The sequence below is a fragment of the Sphingopyxis sp. genome (assembly GCF_050725615.1).
In the GTDB taxonomy this organism is placed as follows: Bacteria; Pseudomonadota; Alphaproteobacteria; order Sphingomonadales; family Sphingomonadaceae; genus Sphingopyxis.
In genome coordinates, this window is record NZ_JBOHHU010000043.1 from 1 (window position 1) to 16,363 (window position 16,363).

Annotated in this window: 15 protein-coding genes; 5 read left to right on the plus strand and 10 right to left on the minus strand. The window is 66.7% G+C overall.

Annotation, left to right across the window (positions count from 1 at the left end; translation table 11 throughout):
- Positions 1 to 614: PD-(D/E)XK nuclease family protein (locus ACREB7_RS11525; protein WP_431592417.1), on the plus strand; the 614-nt coding region annotated here is incomplete at its 5' end.
- A 33-nt stretch (positions 615 to 647) separates the two neighbouring features.
- On the plus strand, positions 648 to 968 hold the full coding sequence (gene trxA, locus ACREB7_RS11530; protein WP_431592418.1) for a thioredoxin TrxA: 321 nt from the start codon (positions 648 to 650) through the stop codon (positions 966 to 968).
- 44 nt (positions 969 to 1,012) lie between these two features.
- On the opposite strand, the gene ACREB7_RS11535 is transcribed toward trxA, so the two are convergent.
- From ACREB7_RS11535 to ACREB7_RS11555, 5 genes are all read right to left on the minus strand, one after another.
- Positions 1,013 to 1,258, minus strand: a complete 246-nt coding sequence (locus tag ACREB7_RS11535) for an SEC-C metal-binding domain-containing protein (protein ID WP_431592419.1) — start codon at positions 1,256 to 1,258, stop codon at positions 1,013 to 1,015.
- Positions 1,259 to 1,326: 68 nt separating this feature from the next.
- Positions 1,327 to 2,553: a bifunctional glutamate N-acetyltransferase/amino-acid acetyltransferase ArgJ gene (argJ, locus tag ACREB7_RS11540; RefSeq protein ID WP_431592420.1), complete on the minus strand. Its 1,227-nt coding sequence runs from the start codon at positions 2,551 to 2,553 to the stop codon at positions 1,327 to 1,329.
- A 173-nt stretch (positions 2,554 to 2,726) separates the two neighbouring features.
- Entirely contained in the window at positions 2,727 to 4,163 is a 1,437-nt protein-coding gene (locus tag ACREB7_RS11545; protein ID WP_431592421.1) for an aldehyde dehydrogenase family protein, read from the minus strand.
- A 98-nt stretch (positions 4,164 to 4,261) separates the two neighbouring features.
- Complete coding sequence (locus ACREB7_RS11550; protein ID WP_431592422.1) at positions 4,262 to 5,572, minus strand: M20/M25/M40 family metallo-hydrolase; 1,311 nt, start codon at positions 5,570 to 5,572, stop codon at positions 4,262 to 4,264.
- Positions 5,573 to 5,634: 62 nt separating this feature from the next.
- Positions 5,635 to 6,150, minus strand: coding sequence for a hypothetical protein (locus ACREB7_RS11555; RefSeq protein WP_431592423.1), 516 nt, complete (start codon positions 6,148 to 6,150; stop codon positions 5,635 to 5,637).
- Between the two features lie 136 nt (positions 6,151 to 6,286).
- On the opposite strand from ACREB7_RS11555, the gene ACREB7_RS11560 reads away from it, so the two are divergent.
- On the plus strand, positions 6,287 to 6,499 hold the full coding sequence (locus ACREB7_RS11560; RefSeq protein WP_431592424.1) for a helix-turn-helix transcriptional regulator: 213 nt from the start codon (positions 6,287 to 6,289) through the stop codon (positions 6,497 to 6,499).
- Between the two features lie 2 nt (positions 6,500 to 6,501).
- The gene (locus ACREB7_RS11565; protein WP_431592425.1) at positions 6,502 to 7,158 is read left to right on the plus strand and encodes a hypothetical protein; all 657 of its coding nucleotides are present in this window, start codon (positions 6,502 to 6,504) and stop codon (positions 7,156 to 7,158) included.
- Between the two features lie 6 nt (positions 7,159 to 7,164).
- Here the strand turns inward: ACREB7_RS11565 and ACREB7_RS11570 are convergent, their stop codons facing one another.
- Entirely contained in the window at positions 7,165 to 9,945 is a 2,781-nt protein-coding gene (locus ACREB7_RS11570) for a DUF3857 domain-containing protein (RefSeq protein ID WP_431592426.1), read from the minus strand.
- Between the two features lie 246 nt (positions 9,946 to 10,191).
- On the opposite strand from ACREB7_RS11570, the gene ACREB7_RS11575 reads away from it, so the two are divergent.
- A complete protein-coding gene (locus ACREB7_RS11575; protein ID WP_431592427.1) occupies positions 10,192 to 10,959 on the plus strand; it encodes a hypothetical protein in 768 nt (255 codons plus the stop codon).
- Positions 10,960 to 11,076: 117 nt separating this feature from the next.
- On the opposite strand, the gene glnA is transcribed toward ACREB7_RS11575, so the two are convergent.
- The 4 genes from glnA to map form a co-directional block, all read right to left on the minus strand.
- Positions 11,077 to 12,489, minus strand: a complete 1,413-nt coding sequence (glnA, locus tag ACREB7_RS11580; protein WP_431592428.1) for a type I glutamate--ammonia ligase — start codon at positions 12,487 to 12,489, stop codon at positions 11,077 to 11,079.
- A gap of 72 nt (positions 12,490 to 12,561) precedes the next feature.
- Positions 12,562 to 12,900, minus strand: coding sequence for a P-II family nitrogen regulator (locus ACREB7_RS11585; protein WP_237836378.1), 339 nt, complete (start codon positions 12,898 to 12,900; stop codon positions 12,562 to 12,564).
- A 228-nt stretch (positions 12,901 to 13,128) separates the two neighbouring features.
- Positions 13,129 to 15,315 (minus strand): PQQ-dependent dehydrogenase, methanol/ethanol family, encoded by a 2,187-nt coding sequence (locus tag ACREB7_RS11590; protein ID WP_431592429.1) that lies wholly within the window; start codon positions 15,313 to 15,315, stop codon positions 13,129 to 13,131.
- Between the two features lie 202 nt (positions 15,316 to 15,517).
- On the minus strand, positions 15,518 to 16,357 hold the full coding sequence (gene map, locus ACREB7_RS11595; RefSeq protein WP_431592430.1) for a type I methionyl aminopeptidase: 840 nt from the start codon (positions 16,355 to 16,357) through the stop codon (positions 15,518 to 15,520).
- Positions 16,358 to 16,363 lie beyond the last annotated feature (6 nt).

Sequence of the window (16,363 nt, forward strand, 5' to 3'; positions counted from 1 at the left end):
CTTCGGCGCTGGGCGAGGACGATGTCGCGGTGCCGCCGCAGGGAACGGGGCGCGTGGCGGCGGTCGAGCGCGGCGTTTGGCTCCATTCGCTGTTCGAGCGGCTGCCGCCGGTCGCGCCCGGGAAGCGGCGCGCGGCGGCGCTGCGCTGGCTGGCGGTGCAGGCGGCCGACCTTGACGACGCGGCGCGCGCGGCGATGGTCGATGAAGTGCTCGCGGTGCTGGACGATCCTGCGCATGCAGCGTTGTTCGGCCCCGGGTCGCTGGCCGAGGTGCCGCTGTCGGCGGTGGTCGACGGCGCGGTCGTCGCGGGGATCGTCGACAGGCTGCTGGTCACGACCGAGGCGGTGACGGTGGTCGATTACAAGACGGGGCGGCATGTGCCGGCGAGCGCCGGAGCGGTCGCGCCCGCGTACCTCAGGCAGATGGCGGCCTATCGCGATGCGCTCGCGGTGATCTTCCCGGGACGGCGGATCGCGGCGGCCTTGCTCTATACGGCGGGACCGAAGCTGGTCGTGCTGGACGACGCGGTGCTGGCGCCGCACAAGCCGGGCTTGCTGGCAACCAAGGCGAATTTGCCGAGCTCGGGGCTTGAGCCGGAGGCGCCGACTGCCTAGCTTGGGACCAAGCAGAATTTCAGGAGATATCCTATGGGTACCAAAGCGATTACCGACGCGAGCTTCCAGGCCGACGTCCTCGACAGCGACACCCCCGTCCTCGTCGATTTCTGGGCCGAATGGTGCGGTCCGTGCAAGATGATCGGCCCCTCGCTCGAGGAGATTTCGGACGAACTCGCCGGCAAAGTGGTGATCGCCAAGATCAACATCGACGAAAATCCCGACGCGCCGGGCAAATATGGCGTGCGCGGCATCCCGACGATGATCCTGTTCAAAAATGGCGAGATCGCCGACACCAAGGTCGGCGCGGCGCCCAAGACCCAGCTCAAGGGCTGGCTCGAAAGCGCGCTCTGATCCCATGCCCCCGACGCCGGATGATCGGCGTCGGGGGTCTTCTATCAGTCAGTCACGCCAATAGTCATGGCGCTCCGCACCGTCGAAACCGGCCGGAAGACAGGCAGCAATTGCGGAAACCTCTGGCCTGATCCGCACGGACAGGGGTCCTTGCGGCCAAGCTTTTCGATCAGCTCAACATCGCCATGGACGAAGCGATGCCCGCGCTTGACTTGCGTTTCGGAGGGATAACCTTTGCGGCGCTTCGAGCTAGGCTCGAAAGCAGGGCAGGTCGGCGAAGTCTTGTTCATGTACCATGACGGCCTCCTGTGGTTGACGCGCATGCACTTGCGCGCAGTCGCCGCCTAGCAGAGTGCGATCAGCTCCGATAGTCGGCGTTGATGCTGATATAGCCGTGCGTCAGGTCGCAGGTCCACACGGTGGCGCGGCCGGCGCCGAGGCCGAGGTCGGCGCCGATACGGATTTCGAGGCCCTTGAGGTGCGCCGCGACCGGGGCTTCGTCATAACCATCGACGGGCAGGCCCTGCTTCGCGACCCAATGGTCGCCGAAGCGGATCGCGAGCCGGTCGCGGTCGGCGGGCTCGCCCGCCTTGCCCACCGCCATCACGACGCGGCCCCAGTTCGCGTCCTCGCCCGCGATCGCGGTCTTGACCAAAGGCGAATTGGCGATGGCGAGCGCGACGCGCTTGGCGCTGTGGTCGTCGGTCGCGCCGCTGACCTGAATTTCGATGAATTTCGACGCGCCTTCGCCGTCGCGCACGACCTGATGCGCGAGGTCGAGCGAGACGGCGCGGATCGCGGCGTAAAGCGCGTCGGCGCCGACGTCGTCCCACGATTCCAGAACCGGATTGCCCGCCTGTCCGGTGGCGAAGAGCAAAACCGTGTCGCTTGTCGACGTGTCGCTGTCGACGGTGATGCTGTTGAAGCTGGGGCCGGTGGCCTCGCGCAGCATCGCCTGCAGCAGCGCGGGCGCGACCGCCGCATCGGTGAAGATATAGCCGAGCATCGTCGCCATGTCGGGGGCGATCATGCCCGATCCCTTGACGATGCCCGCGACCTGGACGGTGCGATCGCCGATCACGGCGCTCGCGGCCGATCCCTTGGCGAAGGTGTCGGTGGTGCAGATGGTCTCCGCAGCCGCCTCCCACGAACAGGGCGCGGCGGTCAGCGCGGCCGCGACCCCGGCGCGCGCCTTGTCCTTGGGCAAGGGCACGCCGATGACGCCGGTCGAGCTGACGAAGACCTCGTCGGGCGCACAGCCGAGATGGGCCGCGACCTGCCCCATGATCTGCTCGACCGCCTCGCGGCCGCGATAGCCGGTGAAGGCGTTGCTGTTGCCGGCGTTGACGATCAGCGCGCGGCCGGTGCCGCCCTTGACCTGTTCGCGGCCGAGTTCGACTTCGGACGAACAGCAGACATTGCGCGTGAAGACGCCCGCGACCGCCGTGCCGGGAGCGAGCTCGACATAGGTGAGGTCGCAGCGGTCCCAATTCTTGTACTGCGCGCGCGCGACGCGGAGGGTGACGCCGGCGATGGCGGGGAGCGTGGGAAAGGCGGCGGGGGCGAGCGGGGAGCGGGTGGTCATAATGGGGTGCGCATAATCCCAATGGGCCCAAAGCAAAACCCCTCCCGCAAGCAGGAGGGGTTTGTGTGTATGTCCGGGGCATTCGTCACCCCGGGCCTGACCCGGGGTCCCGCTATTCGTCCGTAGCGGAGAAGCGGGACCCCGGATCAAGTCCGGGGTGACGATTTGTTGCGTCAGGCCGGAATGCCGCTGATTGCCTTGATTTCCATAAAGTCCTTGAGGCCGAACAGCCCGCCTTCGCGGCCGTTGCCCGACGCCTTGTAACCGCCGAAGGGTGCGCCCGGGGCGGGCCCCCAATTGTTCACCGCGACCATGCCGGCGCGCAGTTTCGGCGCGACGTCGGCGGCCTTGGCCGGGTCGCCCGAGATCACCGCCGACAGGCCATATTCGGTGTCGTTAGCGACCGCGATCGCTTCGTCGAGCGTGTCATAGGCCATGACCGTCGCCACGGGGCCGAACACCTCTTCATTGGCGATACGCATGTCGGGGGTGACGCCCGAGAAGACGGTGGGCTTGATATAATAGCCGCGGTTGACGTTGGCGGGCAGGCCGGTGCCGCCGGTTTCGAGCGTCGCGCCTTCGTCGATCGCCGACTGGATCAGGCCCTGGATCTTGTCGAACTGCGCCTTGTTGACGACGGGGCCGATATGGCCGCCTTCGGTCAGCGGGTCACCGACCTGCGTGCCGTCGAACATCGCCTTGATGACGCCGATCGCCTCGGCCTCGCGTTCCTTCTGGACGAGGATGCGGGTCGGCGCGATGCAGCTCTGGCCGGTGTTGATCAGCACGCCCTGCACCGTCGGGGGCAGCACGGCGCCGAGGTCGGCGTCGGGCAGGACGAGGTTCGGCGACTTGCCGCCGAGTTCCTGATGGACGCGCTTGACGGTGTCGGCCGCCGCCTTGGCGACGAGGATGCCGGCGCGGGTCGAGCCGGTGAAGCTGACCATTTCGATGCCGGGGTGCGACGAGATCGCGTTGCCGACGGTCGGGCCGTCACCCTGCACCAGGTTGAACACGCCCGGCGGCACGCCCGCGGCGTCGAGGATTTCGGCGAAGATGGTCGCGTTGCCGGGGCATTCTTCCGAGGGTTTCAGCACCATGCAATTGCCGCCGGCGAGCGCGGGGGCGACCTTGAGCGCGATCTGGTTGAGCGGCCAGTTCCACGGCGTGATCATGCCGACGACGCCCATCGGTTCGTAAACGACGGTGTTGGCGCCATGCTGTTCCTTGAACTGGAAGTCCTTGAGCGCCGCGATGGTGCCGAGGAAGCCGCCGAGCCCGGCGGGCGCCTGTGCGGCGGCGGCGAAGCTGACCGGCGCGCCCATTTCGGCGGCCATCGACTTGGCGAGATCGGGAATGCGCTTCTTATATTCCTCGACGATGCGGTTCAGCAGCTCGAGCCGTTCCTCGCGGCTGGTCTGCGAGAAGCTGGTGAAGGCCTTTTTCGCGGCCTCGACCGCCGCATCGACGTCGGCGGCGGTGCCGAGCACGATGGTAGTCGTCGCCTCCTCGGTCGAGGGGCTGATGACCTGATGTTCCTTGCCGCCCTGGCTGTCGACCCATTGGCCGCCGATGTAATTTTGTTTCAGGTGCGTTTCGAAGCTGCTCATTTTCTCTCTCCCATCGGCGGTTCCAGATGCGTATCGGATTGCTACCTAATGACGGCGGCGAATGAATCAAGCGCGGTCTGGCGCTAAATTTGGCGCGCTCAGCGCTTTTCGGCGGCGAGGCGCGACATCAGGATCGCGGCGCGGGTCGCCTGGCGGGTGATGCTCGGCAGGTCGACCGCTTCGCCGGGGGCATGATCGCCGGTCGAATAGGGGCCGAGGCCCGCGAGCCCGTCGACATCGGCGGCGACGAAGCTGATGTCGCCGGCGCCGCGCTTCAAGGGATCGAGCGCCGCCATTTCGGCGAGGCCGAGGTCGCGGTTCACCCCGTTGAGCTTGGTCAGCAGCGCGCGGTTGCCGTCGGTCGGCGCCATCGGCGGATAGCCGCCGGGGTCGAAGGCGAGCGTTGCGCCGGTGCCGGGAGCGTGGCTTGCGACGATCGCCGCCATCTTCGCCTTCACCCGCGCCGCCTGTTCACCCGACAGCGTGCGCAGGTCGCCGCGCGCGATGGCGATCGGCGCGATGATATTGGTCTTGCCGCTGACGGCGGCGCGAATGCCGCCCGCGTCGAGGGTCGCGTCCTGCCCGCCCGCGATCAGCCCGACGTTGAAGGTCAGATTCGGTTCGGGCAGCTCGGTGCGGAAGCGCGCGATGATGCGGGTGAGTTCATAGATGGCGCCGTCGCCCGCCGCGGCGCTGAAGATGCCCGAGCTGTGCGCCGACTTGCCTGTCGCGGTGACGGTCCAGCTTTCGGAACTGCGCCGCGCGACCGATCCCATGTCGGCGCCGCCATCGCGCACCAGTCCCTCGAAATCGAGCGCGACGTCGCTGCGCTTGCCCGCCGCGATCAGGTCGGCGCGCGCTTTCTCGATCGGGTCGCCGGCGTCTTCCTCATCGCCGGTCATATGGATTTCGATATTGGCGTCCTTCAGCGTCCCCGCCGCTTTCATCGCGCGCAGCGCCGCGACGATGACGACCATGCCGCCCTTGTCGTCGCCCGCGCCCGGGCCCTCGCCCATATCGCCCTTGCGGGTAAATTTCTGGAAGGGTGAATCGGGTTCGAAGACGGTGTCGAGATGGGCGATGAGCAGCAGGCGCTTGGTGTCCGGCTTGCCCTTGTGGACCGCGACCAGATGGCCGGCGCGTTTCGTTTCGGGCGTCGGTTTCCAGGTGACGGTGAAGCCCAGCGGCTCGAGTTCGGCGCGCATCATCACCGCGACCTTTTCGACGCCTTCGAGGTTGAGCGAGCCGCTGTTCTGGTTGACCAGCGTCTCGAGCAGCGCGATCGAGCGCTCCTGCTCGGCGGTCACCGTCTTGGCCATCGCCGCCTCGGCCTTCGACAATTTCGCCTGCGCCGCAGGGGCGAGCAAGAGCGATGCGGCGAGGATGGCGGCAAGCGGCAAGGATTTCATGGAAAGGCTCCTGAGGGGGGAGCCGCATAGTGGCGCGCGATGCCCCGCGCCGCAAGCCCGCGTCAGGCGGGCTCCTTGACCTCGTCGAAATCCTTGAGCTTTTTCAGCGCCTGATAGGCGATCGCGTGCAGCTTTGCGGTGTTGACCGCCAGGCCCTTGGTGTCATGGCCCTTCAAATCGTCGACGTGGAAGACGACGCGCGTCTTGCCCGGCGCCAGTTCGTCGAGGGTGAATTTGAGGCCAGTCGTCACCGCGCCGTCGTCGATGCTGTAGATGATGTGCATCTCGCGCGGGATTTCCATCGCGACGGCATATTTGACCTTATAGGCGTCGGGGCGCTGCTTGGGGACGACGGCCGACCACTCGGGATCGCCCTTTTCGACCACCAGCTCGTAAAGCTTGGTCGAACCGCCGTTGGTGACCAGCGGCAGGCCGGTGTCGGTGCCGTCGCCGAACATCTTCTTGAACACTTCTTCGCGCGGCGCCGCGACGACCCGCGTCTGGTTGACCAGCTCGAGCGCCTCGCCGCAGCCCGCAAGCAACAGCATCGCCGCGATCATCATCAATTTGCGCATCATCGACCGTGCCCCCTGTTCGCCCTGCACCCGATGTAGCAGCGCCGGGTTAGGAAAGCGTAAGCGGGGCCTGTAAAGAGTGTTTGACAGGGAGATGTCGTGCGCTGTAAAGAGTGTTTGACAGGCGAGAGGATGGTCGTTGGAAAATCGGGTGCGCGATCATCGCGAGGCGGCGGGGTGGAGCCAGGGCGAGCTGGCGCGCCGGTTGCAGGTTTCGCGGCAGACGATCAACGCGGTCGAAACCGACAAATATGACCCCAGCCTGCCGCTCGCGCTGCGCATGGCGACGCTGTTCGGGGTTGAGGTGCGCATGCTGTTTATCGATCATTGGGAGCCGGAGAAGGACATATGAGCATGGCAATGACCGGGGGCGAACGCCGCAAATGGCGCAAGACGGCGTTGAGCGCGGCGTTTGGTGCGTTGGTCGGCGCCGGGGCGATGTCGGGGATGCTGGCGCTGGCGGGCACCGACCTGCTCCATGCGATGGGGCCGTCGCGAATCGCGCTCGCGGGGGTCGGGCTCGTCTATCTGCTGATCGCGGCGATCGTCGGTTTCGGGGTCGCGGCGCCGCGCGCCGGGGCCGTGGTGCTCAATGTCGCCGATGCCGAGGAACTGCGCGACGACCGCACCAACATGATCTTTTCGACCGTCGTGATGGCGCTGCTCGGCGCGGTGCTGGTCGCGCTTGCGGTCGCGCGCGGTCCCGATTTCGCGGTCGGCCCGGTGCCCGCTGGCGTCGCCTTTGCGGCGTTGGCGCTGCTGCTGGCGGGCGGCGCGCTGGCGAGCTGGCTCTGGCGCGACCGGTTCGACGAACTGAGCCGCCAATTGGGGCTCGAGGGCGCGTCCTGGGCCTTTTACCTCAGCTGGATCATCCTCTCGCTGTGGGGCGCAGCCGATTTCCTGGGGCTCGGCGCGCGGCTGACGCCGATCGACGCGGTGACGATACCCGCCGCCGCGCTGTTGCTCGGATCATTCGTCGCGATCGGACAGCGCGGGATGATGGTCCGCTAAAGCCGGTCAGGGCTTGATCCCATAGCCCGCATACTCGGCGTCGATCCGCCCATGCTGTAGCCGCGCCAGCGCCAGATCGGCCTGCGCGCCTTCGCGGTCGTTGCCCTGCAGGCGAACGACCGCGCGCATGAACAGCGAGGCGGGCAGGTCGGGGCTGATCTTGAGCGCGGCGTTGAGGTCGGCGCGCGCCTCCTCCATCCGGCCAAGGCGGTAGAAGACCAGCGCGCGGCTATCGAGCACCGACGCCGGGCTGTCGGTCAGTTCGATCGCGCGGGTGCAATCCTTGAGCGCGGTGTCGAGCTGGATCGACCGCGTCCCCTTGAGCCAGCACATCTGGTTGAGCAGTTCGGCGTCGCCGGGACGTTCGGCGAGCGCAGCGGCGAGCAGAGTGACCCCTTCCTCGGCGCGGCCGGCCTTGCCGAGCATATCGGCCTTGGTCGTGGTCCAGCCGCGCTTGTCCTTGGCGATGGCGAGCTGCTCGTCGGCGAGGGCGATCGCCTCGTCGTACCGCTTCATCTCGCCGAGCGTCGAGACTTTCCAGGCGAGCGCCGATTCGGAGCCGGGGTCGAGCAGCAGCGCGTCGTCGACGTCGGCGAGCGCCTTGTCGAAGTCGCCGAGCTGGCTGTAGACGCTCGAGCGGCTGAGATAGGTGTCGACATCGCCCTCGCGCCGGATCGCCTGATCGAGGTCGGGGAGCGCGGCGCGCAGGTCGAAAATCTCGATGTTGAAGGCCGCGCGGTTGCGATAGCCGGCGACCGCCTCGGGATCGTCGTCGATCGCCTTCTGATAGGCGGCGAGCAGCGGGGCGAGCCGCTTTTCGCTCTTCGCCGCGGCGATTTCCTCGGCGGGCGAGGGGAAGCCTTCGGGCGCGCGGAGCAGAAACTCGCGTTGCTTGGCGGCGGCGAGCTGCGCGCGGGCGGCGGGCAATTGGTTCGCGGCGATTTCGGCGCCGGTGGTCCAGATGGTTTCGGTCTGGTCGAGCCGGTTGCCGACAAGTTTCGCATCGCGGCGCATCGCAAAGCCGGCGATATTGAGGTCGGCCTGGACGTCGCCTTCCATCGCATAGCCGGTACGCGGCGGCAGTTTCAGGCTGAAATCATGGACGATCAGGCTCGATTCGCCGCCGGCGAGCGGGATGTCGCGCCAGGCGGCGCGGGCGCGGTCGGCCTTGATCTCGAAATCGGCGACCAGCCCGTCGAGATTGATATAGGCGCGCGGTTCGTCGCGGGTCCATGGCAGGTTGCCGATGCCCGAGGCGCGGATGGTCGCCGTCCCCGCCTTTTCGTCGAGCTCGATCGACCGGGTGTGGATCGTGCCTTCGCTGATGAAGCCGCCAAGGGCGCGCCGCGTCAGTTCGCGCAGCTGGTCGGGGGTGGTCTGGTCCTTCATGCCCGCGAACCGGGCCGCCAGCTCGCCGCGCATCGTGAACGACAGCTCGAACAGCGGCGGCAGCGCGAGTCCCGCCGACTGGTCATAGCTGACGTGCATCGCAAAGTCGGGGCGTGCCGGCTGGCGCAGCGGCAGCGGCAACAGGTCATGCCCCGACGCCGCGATCGGCAGGACAAAGCCGAAGGGCGGCACATCGGCGAGATCGGCGATATGGGTGCCCGCCGTCGTGCCGTCGAGCCAATAGTCGGTGCCGTCGATGCGCGCCTGGACGACGACATGGTCGAAGGCGCCGAGCGCGGGCAGCCGGGTGGGGAGCAGGCCGCCGAGCTGCGAACTGACGAGCGCGGGCTGTGCCGCGATCCCCAGCCGGTCGAGGACCGCGAGCAGCAGCATCGTCTTCGCCTTGCAGTCGCCATAGCGCAGCGTCCAGGTCTGCTCGGGCGTCTGCGGCACATAATTGCCCTTGGCGAGGCCGTTGTAGAGATAGCGGATTTCGTTCTGGACCAACGCCAGCGCGGCGGCGGTGCGCGTTTTCGGGTCGCTGCTGGTCTTGGCGATCCGGTCGACCGCAGCGGCGAGCGTGCCCCCCTCGGCGATCGTCCCTGCGGTGGCGTAGAGCGGCGCGGTGGTGCGCGACAGGTCGCTCCACGAGGCGAAGGTGGAAAATTCGAGTCCCGGCGGCCGCTGATAGCGGACGGGGGCGTCCTCGGGCATCTCGTCCTGCTTGATGATCGGTTCGGCCTGGGTCAGCACATGATAGCGGCCCTGGTCCGCCTCGACCGGGGCGATGCCCTTGCCGAAGGCCTTCCATTGGATCGGCAGCCCCTGCGGCCACAAGATGCGCACCGATCCTTGTGCGATCGACGCCGGCTTTGCCTCGACATCGACCATCGCCTCGCTGTTGCCGGCGAGCACGTCGCTGCGTTCGACGACGGTTGCCGAAAAGCGCACGATGTCGCCGACGCGCAGATCCTCGATCGACGCGGTGCCGGTGAGCAGCCCGTCGATCGTCTTCTGTTCGAAGTCCTTTTCACGGCGCAGCACGGTGAGCTTCAGCCCCTGTCCGAGCAGGTCGATCGTCTCGCCGCCACGGATGATCTGGATCTTGTGGACGATCAGGTCGTCGCGGTCGGGGTGCCAGACGAATTGCAGATCGTCCCAGTTGCGCAGCGCGTCGGCCGACTGGATGCGAAAGGCATGATCGCTGAAGGTCGACCGCTTGTCGGCCTCGATCAGCACCTGGCTGTCGCTGAGCAGCCAGGGGGTCGCGGCATCGCCCTGCGGCAGCGGCCCGGCCCTTTGCGCGACCCAGTCCGCCGGCGCGGCATAGACGGGGGTATCGGCGGCGACGGCGGGCGCCGCGAGCGCCAGACAGCTGACGCCAAGTAAAACGGCCATCGAACGCACTAACCAAACTCCCCCTGATCGCGTTCATCTAGCTTGGATCCTGCCGGTTACCAATGTCTTTGCAAGGATGGACGGCGGAAAAAGAAAAGGAGGGATATACGCCCTTGAGGGTTTGATCGCCCCCGGCCGCGATTTCGCGCATCGGGTGTCGCCCGCGCTTGTCAAAGCTCCGGCGCGCCCTTATCGCTCGCGCATGTCGCTCCGGCCCCCCTGACCAGCGGGCGCCGCCACCAAAGATTGTCTCCGCTGAACCCTGTTCCAGCCAATCCCTATGTCGAAAAGCTCAACATCGGGGCGGGCCGCCGCGCGCTTGCGATCGGCCTGGCGGTGCTGTTCGAAGGGCTTCTGCTGCTCATGCTGCTCTCCTTTGGCTTCGAAAAGCCGCCCGAGAAGGTCGAGGAGCATCTGAGCGTGGTGAGCATCGCGGCCGCCGAGCCTGTCGAGGACACTCCCGAACCGAGCAATCCGGGACGCGCGGCAACCGCCGAGACGCCGCTGCCACCGCAACCAAAGCCGCAGGAACCCCTGCCGCCGCAAGCCGCCGTACCGACGCCGCCGCCGCCGATGCCGACGCCCGCCGAGCCGCTACCGCCGCCGAAAATCCCCCCGACCGTCATTCGCCCCTCCGGCGGGCGGGTCTATGGGCCGCCCGACACGGGCCGCTCCTCGGCGTCCTCGCGCGACACCGAGCGCGTGGGCACGGCGCCCAATGGCGAGCCGCTTTATGCGGCGGCCTGGTATCGCGAGCCGACCGACGACGAATTGCGCGGCTATCTGTCGACCGCCAGCGGGCCCGGCTGGGGACTGATCGCCTGCCGCACCGCACCCGATTACCGCGTCGAGGATTGTGTCGGGCTCGACGAATGTCCGAACGGATCGCAGATCAATCGCGCGGTGCTCGCGGCGGCGTGGGCGTTCCGGGTGCGGCCTCCGCGGCGCGGTGGGCAGGTGCTGGTCGGCGCCTGGGTCCGGATCCGGATCGATTACGGCATCAAGCGGCGCTAGGTTCCGGCAGCGGGTTCGGCCACGCCGCCCGGAAAACACCCGATCGCGCCGCACCAAGGAAAAAGGCGCCCGGTCCCCCCGAACCGGACGCCCCCCCTCGCGTCGCTGATCTTTCGATCAGGCGCTGTAGTACATGTCGAACTCGACCGGGCTCGGCGTCTGTTCGAAACGATAGACCTCGTCCCACTTCAGTTCAACATAGGCCTCGATCTGGTCCTTGGTGAACACGTCGCCCTTGAGCAGGAAGTCATGGTCGGCGAGCAGGCTGTCGAGCGCTTCGCGAAGCGAGCCGCAGACGGTCGGGACTTCGGCCAGTTCCTCGGGCGGCAGGTCATAGAGATTCTTGTCCATCGGGTCGCCCGGATGGATCTTGTTCTGGATGCCGTCGAGGCCCGCCATCAGCAGCGCCGAATAGCAGAGATAGGGGTTGGCCATCGCGTCGGGGAAGCGGAATTCGACGCGCTTCGCCTTGGCGCCCGCACCATAAGGGATGCGGCACGAGGCCGAACGGTTGCGGCTCGAATAGGCGAGCAGCACCGGGGCTTCGAAGCCGGGGACGAGGCGCTTGTAGCTGTTCGTCGTCGGGTTGGTGAAGGCGTTCAAGGCCTTGGCATGCTTGACGACGCCGCCGATGAAATAGAGGCACATGTCCGAAAGGCCGGCATAGCCGTTGCCGGCGAAGAGCGGCTTGCCCTTTTCCCAGATCGAGATGTGGGTGTGCATGCCGCTGCCGTTATCGTCCTTGATCGGCTTGGGCATGAAGGTCGCGGTCTTGCCATAAGCGTGCGCGACCTGGTGCACGACATATTTGTAGATCTGCATGCGGTCGGCGGTCTGGGTCAGCGTGCCGAAGGTCAGGCCGAGTTCGTGCTGCGCAGCGGCGACCTCATGGTGATGCTTGTCGCAGGGCAGGCCGAGTTCGAGCATGGTGGAGACCATCTCGGCGCGGATGTCGACCGCGCTGTCGACCGGCGCGACGGGGAAATAGCCGCCCTTGGCGCGCGGGCGGTGGCCGAGGTTGCCGCCCTCATAGCTGCGGCCGGTGTTGGTCGGCAGCTCGATGTCGTCGATCTCGAAGCCCGACTTGTTGTAGCCGGTTTCGAAACGGACGTCGTCGAACATGAAGAATTCGGCTTCGGGGCCGACATAGACGGTGTCGCCGACGCCGGTCGAGGCGACATAGGCCTCGGCGCGCTTTGCGGTGGTGCGCGGGTCGCGCGAATAGCCTTCGCCGGTCGACGGCTCGACGATGTCGCAGAAGATGACGATCATCGGGGTCGCCGAGAAGGGATCGTCATAGACCGCTTCGAGGTCGGGCATCAGGATCATGTCGGACTCGTTGATCGCCTTCCAGCCTTCGATCGACGAACCGTCGAACATCAGCCCGTCTTCGAGCGCATCCTCGTCGATCACCCCGGCGCACATCGTCAGATGCTGCCACTTGCCCTTCGGATCGGTGAAGCGCAGGTCGACCCACTCGATGTCATTGTCCTTGATGCGTGCGATGATGTCCTTCGGCTTCGTAGCCATGGTCATATTTCCTTCTTGCGATATGTCCGGGGCGACCCGGGGTCTTGGTGAACAGGATGGGGAGATGGAGTTTTAGAGCGCGTCTTCGTTGCGCTCGCCGGTGCGGATACGCAGCGCGGTCTCGACCGGAATGACGAAAATCTTGCCGTCGCCGATGCGGCCGGTCTGCGCGGCGGCGGCGATCGCCTCGACCACGCGTTCGGCCAGGCTGTCCTCGACGATGACCTCGAGCTTCACCTTGGGCAGGAAGTCGACGACATATTCGGCGCCGCGATAGAGTTCGGTATGACCCTTCTGGCGTCCAAAGCCCTTGGCCTCGGTGACGGTGATGCCGCTGACACCGACTTCGTGCAGCGCTTCCTTCACCTCGTCGAGCTTGAACGGCTTGATGATCGCCTCAATCTTCTTCACGCTTGCATTCCCCCTTTGGGCTCGCACCATCCCTTGCGGCCACGGCCGGGCAGGCGTGCCTGTCCGGTCCATCGCCGACGAGTCGGTGCGGTGTGCCGCCATGTTGCACCAATCAAAAGCCGTGCCAATTGGCGAATCGCAAGCTTCCGGTAAGAATTTTGTAAGGAAGTTACGCCGTTGCCCGCCGGGTGGGCAGCGGCGTAATATCATTGCCTAAAAAAGCGGCAATCAGCGTCCCATCGGCGCTGCGCTGTCCGCCAGATTGGCCTTGGTCCAGATCGAGCGGTCGATGACATAGGCGCGGATCGCCTCGGCATCGGCGGGGGTCATCACATGGGCGAAGCTCACCATGCCGCGATCCTTGAGCGCGCCCTCGAGGATCACCGACTTCCAGGCGCCGCCATTGGCGAGCGCGCCCGAAACGCGAAGATCGGGGGTGAAGCCGTTGCCGATCGCGCTGTCGCCGTGACAGACGATGCAATAGCGCCCGAAATGCGCCTTGCCCGCTGCGACTTGCGCCGGCGTACCGAACTGCGGCGGCGGGTTCCACGCGAGCGTCGTCGTCGCCGGCGGGGCGGGCAGCTTGCCGGTGCCGCCGACCTTGAGCACGACGAGGCGCGGGATGTTCGGCACCTTGCGCGTCACCCCGCCCGCGACCCCGGCGACGAGCGGGAAGGCGCCGCCCTTGCTGGTCATAAAGGCGATATATTGGACGCCGCCGACGCGGAAGGTCGAGGGCGCGCTGACGATGCCCGACTGCATGTCGAGGTCGAGCAACTGCTCGCCGGTGTCGGCGGTGTAAGCGCGGAAGCGCCCGGTGCTGGTGCCCTGGAAGACGAGGTTGCCCGCCGTGGTCATCGTGCCGCCGTTCCAGGCCGCAGGGTGGTTCACCGCCCAGGCGACCTTGCCGGTGCGCGGATCGAAGGCGACGAGGCGGCCGGTGGTCGCGGCGACCGCCGCCTTGAACGCGGCCTTGTCGTCGGGCAGCATCGTGCCGGTCAGCGTGGTGCCGATGTTGAAGCCGAGGACCTTGCGCTTGTCGAGCTCGGTCATGTCCTGGAGATAGCCCTGCGGGATCTGCTGCGCGGGGATATAGACGAGGCCGGTCGCCGGATTATAGCTCATCGGGTGCCAGTTATGCGCGCCGAGCGCGCCGGGGATCGCAATGAAGGGCTTGCCGGTCTTGTAGAAGCGCGCGTCCGGCGTCTCGATCGGGCGGCCGGTCGCCATGTCGTAACCGGTCGCCCAGTTGATCCCGTCGACGAAGGGCTTGGCGTCGATCAGCTTGCCGTCGTTGCGGTTGATAGTGAAGAAGAAGCCGTTCTTCGGCGCATGGTACAGCACCTTGGTCGGCTTGCCGTTCACCGCCTGCTCGGCGAGGATGATCGGCTGGGTCGCGGTATAATCCCAGGTCTCGCCCGGGGTTTCCTGATAGTGCCATTTATATTTGCCGGTCGTCGCGTCCAGAGCCACGACGGACGAGAGGAACCAGTTGTCGCCCTCGCCGTTCGAGCGGGTGCCATGGTTCCACGGATTGCCGTTGCCGACCCCGAGATAGATCTGGTCGAGATCCTTGTCATAGACGATCGCGTCCCACACCGTGCCGCCGCCGCCCGAGGTCTGCCACTCGCCCTTGTCGGACCAGGTCGCATTGGCCTTCGACGCGAAGATGTCGTCGCTCGCCGCGCCGTCCTTTTCCTTCTTCGGATTGGGCGCGGTGTAGAAGCGCCAGCGCTCCTTGCCGGTGTCGGCGTCATAGGCGGTGACATAGCCGCGCACCCCGAATTCGGCGCCGCCGTTGCCGATCAGCACCATGTCCTTCACGACGCGCGGGGCGCCGGTGATCGTATAGGGCTTCGAGGTGTCGAAGGTCTGCGTCGACCACAGCTCCTTGCCGGTCTTGCGGTCGAGCGCGATCAGACGGCCGTCGAGCGCGCCGACGAACAGCTTGTCGCCCCACACCGCGACGCCGCGGTTGACGACATCGCAGCAGGCCGAAACCGCTCGCTCGCCGGGCACCTTGGGATCATATTTCCAGAGCAATTTCCCGGTCGCCGCGTCCCAGGCGTCGACCTTCGACCAGGCGTGGCTGACGTACAGCACGCCGTCGACGATGACCGGAGTCGCTTCCTGCCCGCGCGCGTCGTCGAGGTCGGCGGTCCAGGCGATGCCGAGCTGGCCCACATTCGACGCATCGATATCTTTCAGCGGGCTGAAGCGCTGTTCGTCATAGCTGTAACCGATGGCGCCCCAATCATCGCCATTGCCGCCGGTCTTGAGCAGGGTTTCGCTGGCCTTTTCCGCATCGTCGAGCGACCCGCCGCCGCTGACGCTGTCATTCTTCGATGCGTTGCATGCCGCCAATGCCAACAGCGCGCCGCCCAGCAACGCGCTCGTCCAGACCCGATTCGCCATCCCATGCTCTCCCATTCGACGTCTTGTGCTTGACGTTCACGTCAAGTCTGCGTCCGAAGGGCCCGGGGTGCAAGGGGGAATATGGGGGGTGCCGGGGGTGGGGGCCTGCGAGATGGCACGAGGCCGCCGGCGCCCACCCGCCGCGACATGGGCAGCAAGCTGCCAAGTCTCGCTGCCCTCCCCTGAAGGAGAGGGTTTGGTTCTAGGCCCAGGGCGGCGCGTTCAGGCCCTTGGGGCTGGCGGTGAAGATTTCGCAGCCGGTTTCGGTGATGCCGATGCTGTGCTCGAACTGCGCCGACAGCGACCGGTCGCGGGTGACGGCGGTCCAGCCGTCGGCGAGCATCTTGACCGCGAATTTGCCGGTGTTGATCATCGGCTCGATGGTGAAGAACATGCCGGGGCGCAGTTCGGGGCCGGTGCCGGGACGTCCGGCATGGACGACTTCGGGCGCATCGTGGAACATCTGGCCCAGCCCATGGCCGCAGAAATCGCGGACGACCGAATAGCGATGCTTTTCGGCGTGGGTCTGGATCGCGTGCGCGACGTCGCCCATGCGGTTGCCGGGCTTCGCCTGCTCGATGCCGAGCATCAGGCATTCATAGGTCACCTCGACCAGCCGCTTCGCCTTGATCGGCACGTCGCCGACCAGATACATGCGGCTGGTGTCGCCGTGCCAGCCGTCGATGATCGTCGTCACGTCGATGTTGACGATATCGCCCTCGCGCACCGGCTTGTCGTCGGGGATGCCGTGGCACACGACATGGTTGATGCTGGTGCAGCAGCTGTGGGTGAAGCCGCGATAGCCCAGGGTCGCGGGGATGCCGCCGCCGTCGAGCATCATCGTGCGGACGAGGTCGTCGATCGCGCCGGTGGTCACGCCGGGCTGGACGAAGGGGACGAGCGCGTCGAGGATCTCGGCCGACAGCTGCCCCGCCTTGCGCATCCCGGCAAAGCCGGCTTCGTCATGCAGCTTGATCGTACCGTCGCGCACCGGCGTGGGCGCGCCGGCGTCGGCGGTGGTTACGGAGACATAGTCGTACATGGGGCC

Coding starts and splice junctions, on each gene's coding strand:
- ACREB7_RS11570 (WP_431592426.1), bottom strand. CDS start 9,945: ATGGCCGTTTTACTTGGCGTCAGCTGTCTGGCGCTCGCGGCGCCCGCC.
- trxA (WP_431592418.1), top strand. CDS start 648: ATGGGTACCAAAGCGATTACCGACGCGAGCTTCCAGGCCGACGTCCTC.
- ACREB7_RS11550 (WP_431592422.1), bottom strand. CDS start 5,572: ATGAAATCCTTGCCGCTTGCCGCCATCCTCGCCGCATCGCTCTTGCTC.
- ACREB7_RS11590 (WP_431592429.1), bottom strand. CDS start 15,315: ATGGCGAATCGGGTCTGGACGAGCGCGTTGCTGGGCGGCGCGCTGTTG.
- map (WP_431592430.1), bottom strand. CDS start 16,357: ATGTACGACTATGTCTCCGTAACCACCGCCGACGCCGGCGCGCCCACG.
- ACREB7_RS11555 (WP_431592423.1), bottom strand. CDS start 6,150: ATGATGCGCAAATTGATGATGATCGCGGCGATGCTGTTGCTTGCGGGC.
- ACREB7_RS11545 (WP_431592421.1), bottom strand. CDS start 4,163: ATGAGCAGCTTCGAAACGCACCTGAAACAAAATTACATCGGCGGCCAA.
- ACREB7_RS11535 (WP_431592419.1), bottom strand. CDS start 1,258: ATGAACAAGACTTCGCCGACCTGCCCTGCTTTCGAGCCTAGCTCGAAG.
- ACREB7_RS11565 (WP_431592425.1), top strand. CDS start 6,502: ATGGCAATGACCGGGGGCGAACGCCGCAAATGGCGCAAGACGGCGTTG.
- glnA (WP_431592428.1), bottom strand. CDS start 12,489: ATGGCTACGAAGCCGAAGGACATCATCGCACGCATCAAGGACAATGAC.
- argJ (WP_431592420.1), bottom strand. CDS start 2,553: ATGACCACCCGCTCCCCGCTCGCCCCCGCCGCCTTTCCCACGCTCCCC.